At 72.4% G+C, this 15,499-nt stretch carries 12 protein-coding genes and 1 tRNA gene; 5 read left to right on the top strand and 8 right to left on the bottom strand.

What is annotated here, in order from left to right; translation table 11 throughout:
• The first annotated feature begins 83 nt into the window (after positions 1-83).
• A complete protein-coding gene (locus tag AB0898_RS29500) occupies positions 84-1,286 on the top strand; it encodes a cytochrome P450 (protein ID WP_366806087.1) in 1,203 nt (400 codons plus the stop codon).
• Positions 1,287-1,394: 108 nt separating this feature from the next.
• On the opposite strand, the gene AB0898_RS29495 is transcribed toward AB0898_RS29500, so the two are convergent.
• The 7 genes from AB0898_RS29495 to AB0898_RS29465 form a co-directional block, all read right to left on the bottom strand.
• Positions 1,395-1,482, bottom strand: a tRNA-Leu gene (locus AB0898_RS29495).
• Positions 1,483-1,640: 158 nt separating this feature from the next.
• Positions 1,641-2,588 (bottom strand): beta-ketoacyl-ACP synthase III, encoded by a 948-nt coding sequence (locus AB0898_RS29490; protein ID WP_366806128.1) that lies wholly within the window; start codon positions 2,586-2,588, stop codon positions 1,641-1,643.
• Positions 2,589-2,779: 191 nt separating this feature from the next.
• The gene (locus AB0898_RS29485) at positions 2,780-2,950 is read right to left on the bottom strand and encodes a hypothetical protein (RefSeq protein WP_366806086.1); all 171 of its coding nucleotides are present in this window, start codon (positions 2,948-2,950) and stop codon (positions 2,780-2,782) included.
• Positions 2,925-4,262, bottom strand: coding sequence for an OFA family MFS transporter (locus tag AB0898_RS29480; RefSeq protein WP_366806085.1), 1,338 nt, complete (start codon positions 4,260-4,262; stop codon positions 2,925-2,927). Before AB0898_RS29480 ends, AB0898_RS29485 begins: the two co-directional genes overlap by 26 nt.
• A 279-nt stretch (positions 4,263-4,541) precedes the next feature.
• Positions 4,542-5,072, bottom strand: a complete 531-nt coding sequence (locus tag AB0898_RS29475; RefSeq protein WP_366806084.1) for an isochorismatase family protein — start codon at positions 5,070-5,072, stop codon at positions 4,542-4,544.
• A gap of 45 nt (positions 5,073-5,117) precedes the next feature.
• Positions 5,118-6,185: a bile acid:sodium symporter family protein gene (locus AB0898_RS29470; protein WP_407078428.1), complete on the bottom strand. Its 1,068-nt coding sequence runs from the start codon at positions 6,183-6,185 to the stop codon at positions 5,118-5,120.
• 795 nt (positions 6,186-6,980) lie between these two features.
• Positions 6,981-7,964, bottom strand: a complete 984-nt coding sequence (locus AB0898_RS29465) for an Lrp/AsnC family transcriptional regulator (protein ID WP_366806082.1) — start codon at positions 7,962-7,964, stop codon at positions 6,981-6,983.
• Positions 7,965-8,095: 131 nt separating this feature from the next.
• Between AB0898_RS29465 and AB0898_RS29460 the strand changes: the two genes are divergently transcribed.
• The 4 genes from AB0898_RS29460 (at position 8,096) to AB0898_RS29445 (ending at position 13,947) form a co-directional block, all read left to right on the top strand.
• Positions 8,096-9,601, top strand: a complete 1,506-nt coding sequence (locus AB0898_RS29460; protein WP_366806081.1) for an MFS transporter — start codon at positions 8,096-8,098, stop codon at positions 9,599-9,601.
• 711 nt (positions 9,602-10,312) lie between these two features.
• Positions 10,313-12,148 (top strand): long-chain fatty acid--CoA ligase, encoded by a 1,836-nt coding sequence (locus tag AB0898_RS29455; protein WP_366806080.1) that lies wholly within the window; start codon positions 10,313-10,315, stop codon positions 12,146-12,148.
• A gap of 116 nt (positions 12,149-12,264) precedes the next feature.
• The gene (locus AB0898_RS29450; protein ID WP_366806079.1) at positions 12,265-13,101 is read left to right on the top strand and encodes an aldo/keto reductase; all 837 of its coding nucleotides are present in this window, start codon (positions 12,265-12,267) and stop codon (positions 13,099-13,101) included.
• A 150-nt stretch (positions 13,102-13,251) separates the two neighbouring features.
• Positions 13,252-13,947 (top strand): glycoside hydrolase family 75 protein, encoded by a 696-nt coding sequence (locus AB0898_RS29445; protein ID WP_366806127.1) that lies wholly within the window; start codon positions 13,252-13,254, stop codon positions 13,945-13,947.
• An 18-nt stretch (positions 13,948-13,965) separates the two neighbouring features.
• Here AB0898_RS29445 and AB0898_RS29440 read toward each other — a convergent pair whose 3' ends face one another.
• Positions 13,966-15,354 carry an alpha/beta hydrolase gene (locus AB0898_RS29440; RefSeq protein WP_366806078.1) on the bottom strand — a complete coding sequence of 463 codons (1,389 nt, stop codon included), beginning with the start codon at positions 15,352-15,354 and terminating at the stop codon, positions 13,966-13,968.
• Positions 15,355-15,499: the final 145 nt, after the last annotated feature.

Raw genomic sequence — 15,499 nt, 5'->3', positions numbered from 1 at the left:
AGACGATCATGCGCCGATTTCGGCCTTCGTCCCGCCGGTGCCCGCTGCTAGCGTCGGGGCGAGCCGACGAACGGGGGCAGACGGTGACCACGAGCGAACTGATCGACCTGGTGGCGATGGGCGAGGACTTCGTCCGCGACCCCTATCCGGTGTACGCGGCACTGCGCGAGCGCGGCCCCGTGCACCGGGTGCGGATTCCGGAGGGGGCCGAGGCATGGCTCGTCGTCGGGTACGAGGCCGGGCGGGCGGCGCTCACGGACCCGCGGCTGTCGAAGCGGTGGGACAACGCCTCGCCCTCGTTCCCGATCGCCAGTCCGGCCGCGGGACCCCACATGCTCAACCAGGACCCGCCGGACCACGGACGGCTGCGCAAGCTGGTGGTACGGGAGTTCACCCCGCGCCGCATCGAACAACTCGCCCCGCGCGTCCAGCAGATCACCGACGAGCTGCTCGACGCGATGACCGCGCTGCCGGAGGGCCGGGCCGACCTGGTCGAGGCGCTCTCGTTCCCGCTGCCGATCTCGGTCATCTGTGAACTGCTCGGCGTACCGACCCTGGACCGGGCCGCCTTCCGCGACTGGACGAACACGGTCCTCTCCAGCGCCGACCCGGCGACACGGCAGGCGGCGACGCGCGAAACGGCGGCGTATCTGGCCGAGTTGATGGAGCGCAAGCGCAAGTCTCCCGGCCAGGACCTGATGAGCGACCTCGTCCGCACCACCGACGAGGACGGCGACCGCCTCTCCCACGACGAACTGCTCGGCACCGCCTGGCTGTTGCTGGTCGCCGGCCACGAGACCACGGTCAACCTGATCTCCAACGGTGTCCTGGCCCTGCTCACCCACCCCGACCAACTGGCCGCCCTGCGCGCGGACATGACGCTCATGCCCAACGCGGTGGAGGAGATGCTCCGTTACGACGGCCCGGTGGAGACCCCGACCTTCCGGTTCACCACCGAACCGATCGAGATCGGCGGCACCCCGATCCCCGGCGACGGCCAACTGGTCCTGGTGGCCCTGGCCGACGCCAACCACGACCCCGCCCGCTTCCCCGCCCCCGACGACTTCGACATCCGCCGCCCCGCCGGCGGCCACGTCGCCTTCGGCCACGGCATCCACTACTGCCTCGGCGCCCCCCTCGCCCGCCTGGAAGCCCGCCTCGCCCTCACCTCCCTCCTCACCCGCTTCCCCACCCTCACCCTCGACACCCACCCCGCCGCCCTCACCTGGCGCGACGGAATGCTGATCAGGGGGCCGCGGAGTCTGCCGGTGCGCTGGGAGAGCTAGGCCCCCGGGCCGGGGCCCGCTCCCCTGGCTCAGCCGGGGAAGAGCCCCTCGCCGTCGGCCACACGGCCCGGAAAAACAGAAAAACCCCAGATCAACTGGGGTTTTTGCTGGTGTCCGAGGGGGGACTTGAACCCCCACGCCCGATAAAGGGCACTAGCACCTCAAGCTAGCGCGTCTGCCATTCCGCCACCCGGACTAGGTGTCTGTCGCCTTCGGGGTGTGTTCCCCTCGGCGACATGGACAACAATACCAAGGTTTCGGAGTGGGTTTCACCTGCGTATTCGTGCCATGGGAGGGGGGTGGGCCTGGCGGTACGGAGAGCCACAAATAGGTAACCCCGAGTGAGCGGGGCCCTCACGGGCAGCGGATCACCTGGCCCGCGTACGAGAGGTTGCCGCCGAAGCCGAAGAGGAGGATGGGGTCGCCGGTGCGGACGGCGCCCTGTTCGATGAGCTTGGAGAGGGCGAGGGGGATGCTGGCGGCGGAGGTGTTGCCGGACTCGGTGACGTCGCGGGCGACGACGGCGTTCACGGCGCCGATCTTGTGGGCCAGCGGCTCGATGATGCGCAGGTTGGCCTGGTGGAGGACGACGGCGGCGAGGTCGGCGGGCTCGATGCCGGACTTCTCGCAGGCCCGGCGGGCGATGGGGGGCAGCTGGGTGGTGGCCCAGCGGTACACGCTCTGCCCCTCCTGGGCGAACCTCGGCGGCATGCCCTCGATGCGGACGGCGTTGCCCATCTCCGGCACCGAGCCCCACAGCACCGGGCCGATCCCGGGCTCCTGACCCGCCGTACCCGCCTCGACCACGGCCGCGCCCGCCCCGTCGCCGACCAGGACGCACGTCGTACGGTCGGACCAGTCCGTGACCTCGGACATCTTGTCCGCGCCGATGACCAGCGCACGGGTCGCGGCGCCCGCCCGTACCGTGTGGTCGGCGGTCGCCAGGGCGTGGGTGAACCCGGCGCAGACCACGTTCACGTCCATGGCGGCCGGCTGCGGGATGCCGAGGCGGGCCGCGACGCGGGCGGCGGTGTTCGGGGAGCGGTCGACGGCCGTGGAGGTGGCGACCAGGACCAGGTCGATGTCCTCGGGCGCCAGGCCCGCCGTCGCGAGGGCCTTGGCCGCCGCGTGCGCCGCCAGCTCGTCCACCGGCTCGTCGGGGCCCGCGATGTGCCGCGTACGGATGCCGACCCGGCTGGTGATCCATTCGTCGCTGGTGTCGACCATGCCCGCCAGGTCCTCGTTGGTGAGCACCTTGGCGGGCTGGTAGTGCCCGATCGCGGTGATGCGCGTGCCGGTCATGTCGAGGGTCCCCTTGTCGCCGTAAGTCACGGGACCGTCCAGTCTGATCAGTGACTCACGGGTACGCGGGCACGTGAAGCCACAGGAAACGGGCATCCGAGTTGTCGGCTTCCCGCAGACCCTCGGACGTCCGAACACGCAGCGTTTCCGGGGGCGCCGGGCTCAGGCCCACGCTCCGCGACAGGGGGCCCTCACCCGGTGAACAGCTGTGTCGCCTTCCGTACGAGTTCGTACACCCCGTACGCCAGCGGCGCCGACACCCACAGCCAGGAGAAGGCGATCAGGCCCCTCAGATCACGCGGGCGGCCCTCGGGGGCACGCGGGCCGCTCTCGGGGTCACGCGGGCTGCTCTCGCCGGCCATCGGCGGCCTCCTTCGGGTCGGGCACATGGTGGCGGGCGTGGACGGGGCGGACGAGTTCGTTGGCGGCGAAGCCGACGACGAGCAGGCCGATCATGATGGCGAAGGAGAGCCCGTACAAGGCGGGGCCGTGCTTGCCCGCGTCCTCCTGGCGGTCGGCGATCCAGTTGACGATCAGCGGGCCGAGGACGCCCGCGGTGGACCAGGCGGTGAGCAGGCGGCCGTGGATGGCGCCGACCTGGTACGTGCCGAACAGGTCCTTCAGGTACGCCGGGATCGTGGCGAAGCCGCCGCCGTAGAAGGAGAGGATCACCAGGGCGCAGAGGACGAAGAGGGGCTTCGTGGTGTCGCCGAACAGGGCGATCAGAAGGTACATCAGCGCGCCGACGCCCAGGTAGACGCGGTAGATGTTCTTCCGGCCGATCAGGTCGGAGGCGGAGGACCAGCCGATGCGGCCCGCCATGTTCGCCGCCGAGAGGAGCGCGACGAAGCCGGCCGCGGCCGACGCGGACACCGGGGCGGAGCTGTCCGCGAAGAAGTCCGTGATCATCGGGGCGGCCTTCTCCAGGATGCCGATGCCCGCCGTGACGTTCGTGCACAGGACGACCCACAGGCACCAGAACTGGGGGGTGCGCACGGCGCTGCGGGCGGAGACCTGGACACCGAGGGGTGCGGCGGCAACCGTCCCGCCCGTAGTCGTCCGCTCGGGCGCGCGCGGGACGCGGATCAGCAGCACGCCGAGGGACATGAACACCGCGTACGACAGTCCGTGGACGAGGAACGCCAGCGCGATCCCGTGCGGACCGGTGCCGAAGGACTCCAGCATCTGCGCCGACCACGGCGAGGCGATCAGCGCGCCGCCGCCGAAGCCCATGATGGCGATGCCGGTGGCCATGCCGGGCCGGTCCGGGAACCACTTCATGAGGGTGGAGACGGGCGAGATGTAGCCGATGCCGAGGCCGATGCCGCCGATGAAGCCGTAGCCGAGGACGATCAGCCAGTACTGCTCGGTCTGCGCGCCGAGCGCGGAGATCAGGAACCCGGAGGAGAAGCAGACCAGGGCGACGGTCATCGCCCAGCGCGGGCCGTTGCGCTCGACGAGCGTGCCGCCGAACGCGGCGGACAGGCCGAGCATCACGATCGCCAGCTGGAACGGCAGCGCGCTCTGCGTGCCGTCCAGATGCAGGGCGGATTCCAGGGGCGGCTTGAACACGCTCCAGGCGTAGGCCTGGCCGATGGACAGATGGACGGAGAGGGCGGCGGGCGGGACCAGCCACCGGCTCCACCCCGCGGATGCGACAGGGGGGCTGCTCATGGGGCCGGACGGTAGGACGGGGCACGGGAGTTGAGAAGGTGGCGGGGCGACGGGATGCGGTGAGCGGTAGGGGTTGTGCGTCCAGCGGTCGGTACGGGGCTGGTCCTGGCCTTGGTGTCGGTCCCGGCCGGCCTCCGCGTCGGCTCCGCCCAGCCCCCGCGTCGGCCCGCTCAGCTTCGCCGGCGGCCCCGCCCCGGATTCCGCCCGCCCCCTCGTCCTCAGTACCGCCCCCCACTCAGCCTCAACATCAACACCCCCAGGCCCAGCGGCAGCGCGCCCTCACTCCCCCGCCCCGAACCGCACCTCCGCCGCCCGTACCACCGTGCCCAGTCGGGGGAAGTCGAGTCGTACCGATGCCTCGTGTTCCGCGGCTGTGAACGCTGCCATCGCGTCCTCGGCGAAGACGAGGGCGTAGCCGAGGTCGGCGGCTGCGCGGGCGGTGGATTCGACGCCGAGGTTGGTGGTGATGCCGCCGAAGACGAGGGTGGTGATGCCGCGCTCGCGCAGCCGCGCGTCGAGGTCGGTGTCCTGGAAGGCGCCGATGGTCCGCTTGACCACCTCGACGTCGCCCGCGCGCCGCAGCCCGGCGACGAGCCCGCTGCCCGGCGGCTGCTCGGCGACGGCGGGCCGCTCGACCCGGACGAGGACGACCGGGGCGCCGGCGGACCGGAAGACGGACGCCAACTCCTCGGCGGCGGACAGGACTTCGACGCCCTTACGGGGTTCCAGGGGCAGCGCGACGATACGTTCCATCAGGTCGACGAGGACGAGGGCGGTGCGCTGCGGGTCTAGTACGGGGGCTGCGGTCATGACGGAACGTTAGCCGTCGCCTTCGGTCCGTGGCGTCAATCCCGGTCAACGGGCCGGTGAATTGAACGCGTTCGGCGGTGTGCGGGGGACGGCGGGAGACTCCGGCCCGTCCGCCGCCCGCCGCTTCGCGATCACCGCGCACACCATCAGCTGCATCTGGTGGAACAGCATCAGCGGCAGCACCGCCAGCGAGGCGTGCGCTCCGAACAGCACGCTCGCCATGGGCAGTCCCGAGGCGAGGGACTTCTTCGAGCCCGCGAACTGGATCGCGACGCGGTCCGCGCGGCCGAAACCGAGCGCCCGGGCGCCGTACCAGCTCAGGCACAGCATCGCGGCAAGCAGCACCGCCTCCACCCCGAGCAGCGCGCCGAGCCGCAGCGGGCTCACCTGGTGCCAGATGCCCTGGGCCATGCCCTCGCTGAAGGCGGTGTAGACGACGAGCAGGATCGAGCCCCGGTCGACGAGGCCGAGCACCTTCTTGTGACGCGTGACGAACCCGCCGATCCAGCGCCGCAGCAACTGCCCGGCGAGGAACGGCACCAGCAGCTGGAGCACGATCTTCAGAAGGGAGTCGGCGGAGAAGCCCCCGCTGCCGCCGAGCAGCGCGGCCGCGAGCAGCGGGGTGAGGACGATGCCGACGAGCGAGGAGAAGGAGCCCGCGCAGATGGCGGCGGGCACGTTCCCGCGCGCGATCGAGGTGAAGGCGATGGACGACTGGATGGTGGAGGGGACCAGGGTGAGGAAGAGCAGGCCCTGGTAGAGCGGCTGGGTCAGGACGTACGGCACCAGGCCCCGCGCGGCCAGGCCGAGCACCGGGAAGAGGAGGAAGGTGCAGGCCAGCACGGTGAGGTGGAGCCGCCAGTGGCGCAGTCCGTCGAGCGCCTCGCGGGTGGAGAGGCGGGCGCCGTAGAGGAAGAAGAGGAAGGCGATGGCCGCCGTGGAGGCGCCGGAGGCCACGGCCGCGCCGGTGCCGCCCGCCGGGAACAGCGCCGCGACGCCCACCGTCGCGAGCAGCAGCAGGATGTACGGGTCGACGGGCAGCCGACGGGGCAGATGCGGGCGTTTCACGGTGCTCCGGGTGCTGGACGGCAGGGGCGGCGGACCGGCTTCCATCATGCCCCCTGTCCGGACCGGCGATCCGGGGGGCCCGACAGCAGCGCCAGGTCAGCGGCCTCGGACAGCCGGCTCCGGGCAGCCGGCTCCGGGCAGCGGCTCCGGGTCGAGCTGCCCCCATCAGCAACCCCGGACAGCGGCTCCCAGCCGAGCCTCCCCCACCCCAGCAGCCCCGGACAACCGCTCCCAGTCGAGCAGCCTCGGGCAGCGACTCCGGGGCAAGCAGCCCCCGCCGGCAACCCCAGGCACCGCCCCCGGTCAAGCAGCCCCCATCAGCAACCTCGGCCAGCGGCTCCCAGCCGAGCCGCCCCCACCAGCAGCCCCGGACAGCCGCTCCCAGTCGAGCAGCCTCCGGCAGCGACTCCGGGGTCGGGCAGCCCCCGCCGACAACCCCAAGCAACGCCCCCTCGGTCCAGCCGCCCCCATCAGCAACCTCGGCCAGCGGCTCCCAGCCGAGCCTCCCCACACCAGCAGCCCCGGACAACCGCTCCCAGCCGAGCAGCCTCGGGCAGCGACTCCGGGTCAAGCAGCCCCCGCCGGCAACCCCAGGCACCGCCCCCGGTCAAGCAGCCCCATCAGCAACCTCGGCCAGCGGCTCCCAGCCGAGCCGCCCCCACCAGCAGCCCCGGACAGCCACTCCCAGTCGAGCAGCCTCCGGCAGCGACTCCGGGGTCGGGCAGCCCCCGCCGACCACCCCAAGCAACGCCCCTTAGATCCAGCCGCCCCCATCAGCACCCCCCAGACAGCGACCCCCAGTCGAGCCCCCCGCACAGCGACCCCAGGCCAGCGCCCGCGTCACCGCCCCCCGCGATACGTCAACTGCTTCACCCGCCGCAAGAACGGCGTCGTCTCCACATGCCGTACCCCCGCCAGCCGCCCGAGCGGTCCGCTGAGGTAGGCGTACAGGCTGGCGGTGTCGCGGACGACGACGGTGGCGACGAGGTGGGAGGGGCCGGTGGTGGCCGCGGCGAAGGCGACCTCGGCGTGGCCGGAGAGGGCCTCGCCGACGGAGTGCAGGGCGGCGGGCTCGGTGGTGATCCACAGCGCGGCGGTACGGGCCTGCCCGGAGAGTTCGTAGTCGTACTCGATGTCGATGTAGATCGCCCCCGAGGCGAGCAGCGCGGCGAGGCGGCGCTTGACGGCCGACTCGGAGCGGCCGGTGGCGCGCGCGAGTTCCTGGTGTCCGGCGCGGCCGTCGCGCCGGAGGACGGCGAGCAGGGGTTCGTCCTCGGGTTCGATGCGGGCCTCGGCCGCCGGGCGGGCGGGGTGGCGGGGCCGTAGCGCGGCGGCCTGTTCCGCGTCGAGGGCGCCGGACTTGACGATCCAGCCGCTCGGGCCGCCGTCGAAGCGGTGCAGCAGTTGCTGGGCGTGGACCTCCATCACGCTGGGGGTGCGCGGGAGTTTGCCGAGCAGGAGGTCGTCGTGGTCGCCGGGGCTGCGCGGGTGGGTCATGCAGACGATCTCGGTGCCGCCGGAGGCCAGCCCGATCCAGGAGGTGTCGGGGCGTTTGGCGAGGGCGTCGGCGATGACGGGGGTGCTGTCGGGGGCGCAGCGCAGCCGCAGCATCCACTGGTCCTGGCCGAGGACGAACGCGTCGCGCCGGGCGACGACCCGCAGGCCGGCCTCGGCGGTGAGGCGGCGGTAGCGGCGGGCGACGGTCTGGTCGGAGACGCCGAGGACCTGCCCGATGCGGGCGAAGGAGGCGCGGGCGTCGACCTCCAGGGCGGAGAGGATCAGCACGTCCAGCGGGTCGAACGTGTCGGGTTTCGTCGTCTGCATGGGCTTCCCCGTCGGTTTCCACCGGCCCGAGGGCCGTGGCCGGGGTGTCCGGCCCGGTCCCGCGCATCGTACGGGCGAGGGCGCGGTCGCGCGTCACGGTGTACGGAGAAGGAAATGGCGGGAGGCGGGTCATGCGGACCTGGGGGACGCTCACGGCGGTGTGCCTGGGCACATTCATGCTGCTGCTGGATGTGACGATCGTGGTGGTGGCGCTGCCGGACATGAGCCACGCGCTGGGCGCGTCGCTGGGCGACCTCCAGTGGGTGGTGGACGGTTACGCGCTCGCGCTCGCCGCGCTGCTGCTCGGCGCGGGCGCGGCGGCGGACGTGCTGGGGCGGCGGCGTACGTACGTCGCGGGCGTGGTGCTGTTCGCGGCGGCCTCGCTGCTGTGCGGGCTCGCGGCCGGGCCCGGGATGCTGGTGGCGGCGCGGGTGGTGCAGGGCGTGGGCGCGGCGGCGATGTTCGCGACGACGCTGCCGCTGCTCGGCTCGGTGTACCAGGGAAAGCAGCGGTCGGTGGCGCTCGGTGTGTGGGGCGCGGTGAGCGGCGGCGCGGCGGCGGTCGGACCGGTGCTGGGCGGCCTGCTGGCCGAGGGTCCCGGCTGGCGGTGGATCTTCTTCGTGAACCTGCCGGTGAGCGTGGCGGCGGTGTGGCTGACCCTGCGCGTGGTGCCGGAGTCGCGGGGCGGCGGCTCGGGGAGCGCCTGGCAGCGGGTGGACTGGGCGGGTACGGCGGCCTTCGCGGCGTTCGCGGGCGGGCTGACGTACGCCGTCGTACGGGCCGGTGAGGACGGCTGGAGTGCGCCCGTGACGCTCACGGCGTTCGGCTGCGCGCTGCTGGCGCTGGTGGTGTTCGTGCTGGTGGAGCGGCGGGTGGCGCATCCGCTGCTGGACCTGTCGCTGCTGCGCAACCGTACGTTCGTGGGCGTGATGGCGGGGGCCTTCGCCTTCAACGCGGTGGCGTTCGGGGTGACGCCGTATCTCTCGCTGTGGATGCAGACGCTGCTGGGCATGAGCCCGGTGCGCAGCGGGCTGACGCTGCTGCCGATGACGGTCGCGGCGATGATCGTCGCGGTGCTGGTGGGGCGGCTGCTGCACGGGGCGCCGTCCCGGCTGACCATCGGCGGCGGGCTGCTGCTGATCGGCGCGGGGTGCCTGTGCCAGGCGGTGCTGTCGGCCGGGTCCGACTGGACGGCACTGATCCCCGGGTTCGTGCTGGTGGGCGCGGGTACGGGCCTGGTCTCGCCGACCGTCGCCGGGGCCGCGCTCGCCTCGGTCCAGCCGCACCGGGCCGGCATGGCGGGCGGCGCGGTCAACACCGTGCGGCAGCTGGGCTACGCCCTCGGGGTCGCCGTCTTCGGCACGATCCTCACCTCGCGCATGGAGTCCACGCTCCCCCACGGAGCGGCCCACGCCCTGGCGGGCGGCGCGGCGGGCGCGCTGCGGGCGAGCTTCCCGGACGAGGTCCTGCACGCGGCCTTCGCCTCCGGCCTGAACCGCGCCCTCCTGACGGCGGGCATCGCCGGTCTGGCGGCGGGCGCCCTGGTCCTGGCCGTGGTCCGCACCCCGCGCCCCGCCGCGGAGCGGCCGACGGCGGGCGGGGCGCCGGTGGAGTCGCCGGTGCCCGGACGGCGGTAGATGCCGGGCCGGTGGCGCCCTGCGGAGGGCGCCACCGGCGAGCAAGGGGCGGCTCGGGCCTGTCCGGCCGGGCCGCCCCCGTCTGTGTGCCGAGGCGGATCCGTCGTGTGCCGGGGCGCCCCCGTCGCGCCAGGGCGGACCCGTCGTGTGCCAGGGCGGACCCGTCCGGTGCGGACGGGGGCGGACTCGCCTGGTGCGCACGACGGGGGCGCCCCGGCGGACGCCACCCGGCGCCCGCCGCCCCCGCACCCCGCCATCCCGACACCGCCGCTGCCGCTGCCGCATCACGCCACCCGCACCACCCGAGCCCCCACCACCCGACCACCCCACCAGCAGGCCCGATCCCCCGCGCCCCGCCACCCCACCGACCGTCCACCGGCACACCTGAACCCCCACCGCCGGACACCCCACCGACACACCTCGGCCCACCACCCGACCACCCCACGAGCACACCCGAACCCCGCCCCCAGCAGCCCCGCACTCCGTCGGACCGCCGGACGGCAAGCCGTGACCAGCCCGTACAGATTCGGTGGAGATTGGGGTGGGTTCGGCTGAGCGGTCGCCCCCGTCGTGTCCGTACCTTCCCCTTGTGCGGGCATTTCCCGGGCAACGGCGGGCACGAATGCCCGGGTTGCCCGGATTCGGGACGGCTCCCATCCGGCCAACGGGTGGGGTAGCGTCACGGCGCTGTGAGGAACGGAGGGCGGAAACTTGCAGGGCTTCACCAATCCTCCGACGACAACGACGTCGGCACCGGCGCCGGCCGGCGGGCTGGCCGACACGGTCTTCGAGTACGCCCGGACGGACCCGCAGCACATCGCGCTCGGCCGCAAGGACGCGTCGGGCCAGTGGCGGGACGTGACCGCCGCCGAGTTCCGTGACGAGGTGCTCGCGCTGGCCAAGGGGCTGCTCGCGAACGGGATCCGCTTCGGCGACCGCGTCGCGATCATGTCCCGTACCCGCTACGAGTGGACGCTGTTCGACTTCGCGCTGTGGACGATCGGCGCCCAGGTGGTGCCCGTCTACCCGACCTCCTCGGCCGAACAGTGCTTCTGGATGCTGTACGACGCGGAGGTGACCGCGGCCGTCGTCGAGCACGAGGACCACGCGATGACGATCGCCACCGTCATCGACCGCCTCCCCCGGCTCGGCCGCCTGTGGCAGCTGGACGACGGCTGCGTACGGGAGTTGTACGACGCAGGCGCGCACCTGGACGACGAGCTGGTGCACCGGCACCGCCGCGCGGTCACCCCCGAGGCCACCGCCACGATCATCTACACCTCGGGCACCACGGGCAGACCCAAGGGCTGTGTCCTCACCCACGGGAACTTCATGTTCGAGGCGGACGCGATCATCGACCGCTGGGAGCGGGTGTTCCACTCCAAGAAGGGCGACGAGGCGTCCACGCTGCTGTTCCTGCCGCTGGCGCACGTCTTCGGGCGGATGGTGGAGGTCGCCGCGTTCCGGGGCCGGGTCCGCTTCGGGCACCAGCCGGAGCTGCACGCCTCGGCGCTGCTGCCGGACCTGGCCGCGTTCCGGCCGACGTTCATCACCGCCGTGCCGTACATCTTCGAGAAGATGTACGCGGCGGCCCGCCGCAAGGCGGAGAAGGACGGCAAGGAGGGCCCGTTCCAGAAGGCGGTCGACGTGGCGGTGCGCTACGCGGACGCGCTGGAGGCGAAGGCGTGGGGCACCGGACCCGGCCCGTCCCCGGCGCTGCGGATGCAGCACCAGCTGTTCGACAAGCTGGTGTACTCCAAGGTGCGCGCGGCGATGGGCGGCCGCATCCGCAACGCGATGTCCGGCGGCTCGGCGATGGACCGCCGCCTGGGCCTGTTCTTCGCGGGCGCGGGCGTGCAGATCTACGAGGGCTACGGCCTGACCGAGTCGACGGCCGCCGCGACCGCGAACCCGCCCGACCGCACGCGCTACGGCACGGTCGGCCAGGCCGTTCCCGGGGTCTCGGTGCATGTCGCCGAGGACGGCGAGGTCTGGCTGCGCGGCGGGAACGTCTTCCAGGGCTACCTCAACAACCCCAAGGCGACCGACGAGTCCCTGCACGAGGGCTGGCTGGCCACCGGTGACCTGGGCACGCTGGACGAGGACGGTTATCTGACCATCACCGGCCGCAAGAAGGAGATCCTGGTGACCTCCGGCGGCAAGAGCGTCTCCCCCGGTGTCCTGGAGGAGCGGGTGCGCGACCATCCGCTGGTCCACCAGTGCATCGTCGTCGGCAACGACCGCCCGTACGTCGCCGCGCTGATCACCCTCGACCAGGAGGCGGTCGAGCACTGGCTCCAGATGCAGGGCAAGCCCCGCCCGGACATCTCCCGGCTGGTGCGCGACCCGGCGCTGGAGACGGAGGTGCGGCGGGCGGTGGTGGCCGCCAACACGCTGGTCTCGCAGGCGGAGTCGATCCGTACGTTCCGGGTCCTGGTGCAGCCGTTCACCGAGGAGCACGGGCTGCTGACGCCGTCGCTGAAGCTGAAGCGGAAGGCGATCGAGAAGGCGTACGAGCGGGAGATCGACGCGCTCTACCAGGGCTGATGCCGGCCTGTCCGCCCGGGCGGGGCCGGACGGACCGCCCGGTCAGGAATGCATTCGGGCGCGTGATCGTTGACGATGGTGTACGACCCTGTCCACAACCGAAGGATCAAGAGCTCGTGAGCAGCAAGGTCCCCCCGATCGTCCTCAACAACGGTGTCGAGATGCCCCAGCTGGGGTTCGGTGTCTGGCAGGTGCCGGACGGCGAGGCCGAGCACGCGGTCAGCACGGCGCTGGAGGCCGGGTACCGCAGCATCGACACAGCGGCGATCTACGGCAACGAAACCGGCACCGGCAAGGCCATCGCGGCCTCCGGTCTGCCCCGCGAGGACATTTTCGTCACCACCAAGCTCTGGAACAGCGACCACGGGTACGACGCGACGCTGCGCGCGTTCGACGCGTCCCTGGAGAAGCTGGGCCTCGACTATCTCGACCTGTATCTGATCCACTGGCCGGTGCCGGCCAGGGACAACTACGTCGATTCCTACAAGGCGTTCGAGAAGCTGTACTCCGACGGCCGCATCCGGGCGATCGGTGTGTCCAACTTCCTTCCCGAGCACCTTCAGCGGCTGATCTCGGAGACCTCCATCGTCCCGGCGGTCGACCAGATCGAGCTGCACCCGCACCTCCAGCAGCGCGCCGCGCGGGAGTTCAACGCCGAGCAGGGCATCGCGACCGAGGCGTGGTCGCCGCTCGGCCAGGGCAAGGGCCTCCTCGATGTGCCGGCCATCGTCGCGATCGCGCAGAAGCACGGCCGTACGCCCGCGCAGGTCGTGCTGCGCTGGCACGTCCAGCTCGGCAACATCGTGATCCCCAAGTCCGTGACGCCGTCGCGGATCAGGGAGAACATCGAGGTGTTCGACTTCAGCCTGGACGACGAGGACCTCGCGGCGATCAGCGCGCTGAACGAGGACAAGCGGCTCGGCCCCAACCCGGCCGAGTTCGACGTGGTCTGAGGCCTGCGGTCCAGAGCGTGACCTGAACTCCCGTACGCCACAAGGCCGTCCGTCCCGTCATCGCCGGGGCGGACGGTTTTGTGCGCGCGGCGATCCCGACTCCGCCTTCTCCTTTCCGACTTGAAGGGTCACCCCATGCGCCCCCGCCCCATGCGCCCCCGCCCCCTGGGCCTGGCCACCGCGGCCGGCGTCGTCCTGCTCGCCTCGGCGACGCTCTACGTCGTCATGGACCGCTCCACCGGCTCGGCCCGCGAGGGCTCGGTGTCCGCGTCCGACCTGCTGGCCAAGGTGACGTCCTGCGAGCGGATCTCCGACGGGCTGTACCGCACCGACGAGGAGAAGCCGGCCACCGTCCCCGTGTGCGGCACCAAGGGCGCGGTGTTCTGGAAGGCGGACATGGACGTCGACTGCGACGGCCTGCGCACCGAGAAGTGCAACAAGGAGCGCGACCCCTGGTACCAGGACGACACCGCCTTCCACCAGTCCGACGGCAAGCCCCTGCGCGCCGACGCCCTGCCCTACATCGTGGTCCCCGGCTCCAGCGGCCTGTGGGACTACACCAAGTCCGGCGTGAAGGGCGGCGGTGTGGTGGCCGTCGTCCACGGCGGCAAGGTCGAGTACGCGGTCGTCGGCGACACCGGCCCCTCCCGCATCATCGGCGAGGCCTCCTACGCCGCCGCCGAGGGCCTGGGCATCGACCCCGACCCGGCGACGGGCGGCGCGGAGTCGGGCGTGACGTACATCCTCTTCACGGGCGACGGCACCAAGGTCGCTCCCATCGAGAGCCACGAGGCCGCGGTGGAACTGGGCGAACGGCTGGCGCGGAAGTTCGTCGGCCGCGACTGAACGGGCGGCCGCGCGGCCTCACTTGTGGGCGCGGAGGAAGGCGGGGATGTCCTCGCGCTTCGGATAGTCGGGCAGGGGCGCCGGCTTGTTCCGCAAGAACGCGGTGATCACGGCTGCGGCGCGGCGGTTGTTGTCGTCCAGGCCGTTCCACAGGTGGTGGCCGACGCCGGGCAGGTACTGCGTGCGCCGGATGCCGGGGTCGGCGGCCAGGACGGCGGTGGCCCACCGGCGGACCTGGGAGGAGCACTCGGCGATCATCAGCATGGCCGGGACGCGGGAGCGCTTCAGGCGCGGGGCGAGGGACGGCGAGTCCTTCACCGTCCGCTGCACGCGGAGGCTCGCGGCGGGGCTGAAGGAGAAGTTCCGGGCGGTGTCCTCGGCGGGGATGCGGTGCGCGTCACGGGCGCAGTAGGCGGACGCGGTGTCGCTGCCGAGGTCGGCGGCGGTGAACGCGTTGTCCCCCTCGGCCTGTCCGATCAGCCCGGTGTCCGGGGCGAGGAGCCCGAGGCGCATGAGGCCGAACGCCACCGCGTACCGGGGGATGCGGGTCGAGCGGGGGCCGGTCGGGGCGGGGGCGAGTCCGCGTGCGGAGGGCCGGCCGCGCTGTCCGTCGAGGCGTGCGGTGGGGCCGTCCATGGGGCCGGGCTCCGCGATGATCGCGCGATGTATGTGGGCGGCGACCATGGGGGTGGCGAGGGCGCGGGTGAGGACGACGGCGCCGGAGGAGAAGCCGAGGATGTCGGCGGTGGCGGTGCCCCGGTCTTTCGCGGCACTCCGGTCCTTCGCGGCGCCCTGGTCTTTCGCCGCGCCCAGGTGGTCGAGGACGGCGCCGAGATCGCGGACCGAGCGGGATATCGAGTACTGGTCCATGGGGAGCAGCTCGCTGCGTCCCGCGCCCGCCGGTTCGTAGGCGTACACATCGCGCCCCTGACTCGCCAGCAGCCGCAGAAAGCGGTGGTCGAGCAGGGAAATCCCGCGTACGGGACCGCCGTTGAGGTAGAGGAGCGGGACGGCCGAGCGGGGTGCGGAGCCGGTCGGCGGATAGTGGTACACCGCGACCCGGCTGCCGGTCGACAGGGACCAGTGCCGCACCTCCACGGAGGGCAGCGCGGGCAGATAGCGGCGAGTGGTAGGCACCGTGGGCACACAGACCGACGCCGTGAGCGCCGCCGCGAGGACCACGGGCAGGAACAGTACAGCGCGGGCCGCGCGGGTACGGCCCCTGCCCCGCCGGAGCGCGACGGCGACGGCGGTCCCCACGGTGACGCACCAGGCGGCGAGCCCACAGCCCGCTCCGCCGGTGAGGACGATCAGCAGGAGAAAGACGGCGACCAGCGCCACGGCTGCGCCAACCACCTTGGCCAGGAAGATGGTTGAGCGGAAGAGACGTAAAGCGAACGCGGACATGACGGACCCCCCGGAGTTTCCGAACGCTGTTTCAAAACGACGTTATCAGAGGGGCTAGGGGGTGTCTCGTCGATCAGGCCGGATCAGGGAGCGGCGTCTGGTGCCGTGCGTCGCAAGGCGGAGGAGGGAGTCGATGCGGAGCATC

The organism is Streptomyces sp. NPDC005435, assembly GCF_040703155.1.
Classification (GTDB): Bacteria; Actinomycetota; Actinomycetes; order Streptomycetales; family Streptomycetaceae; genus Streptomyces.
The sequence above is the reverse complement of the archived record's forward strand: the minus strand, read 5'-3'. Positions and strand labels throughout refer to the sequence as shown.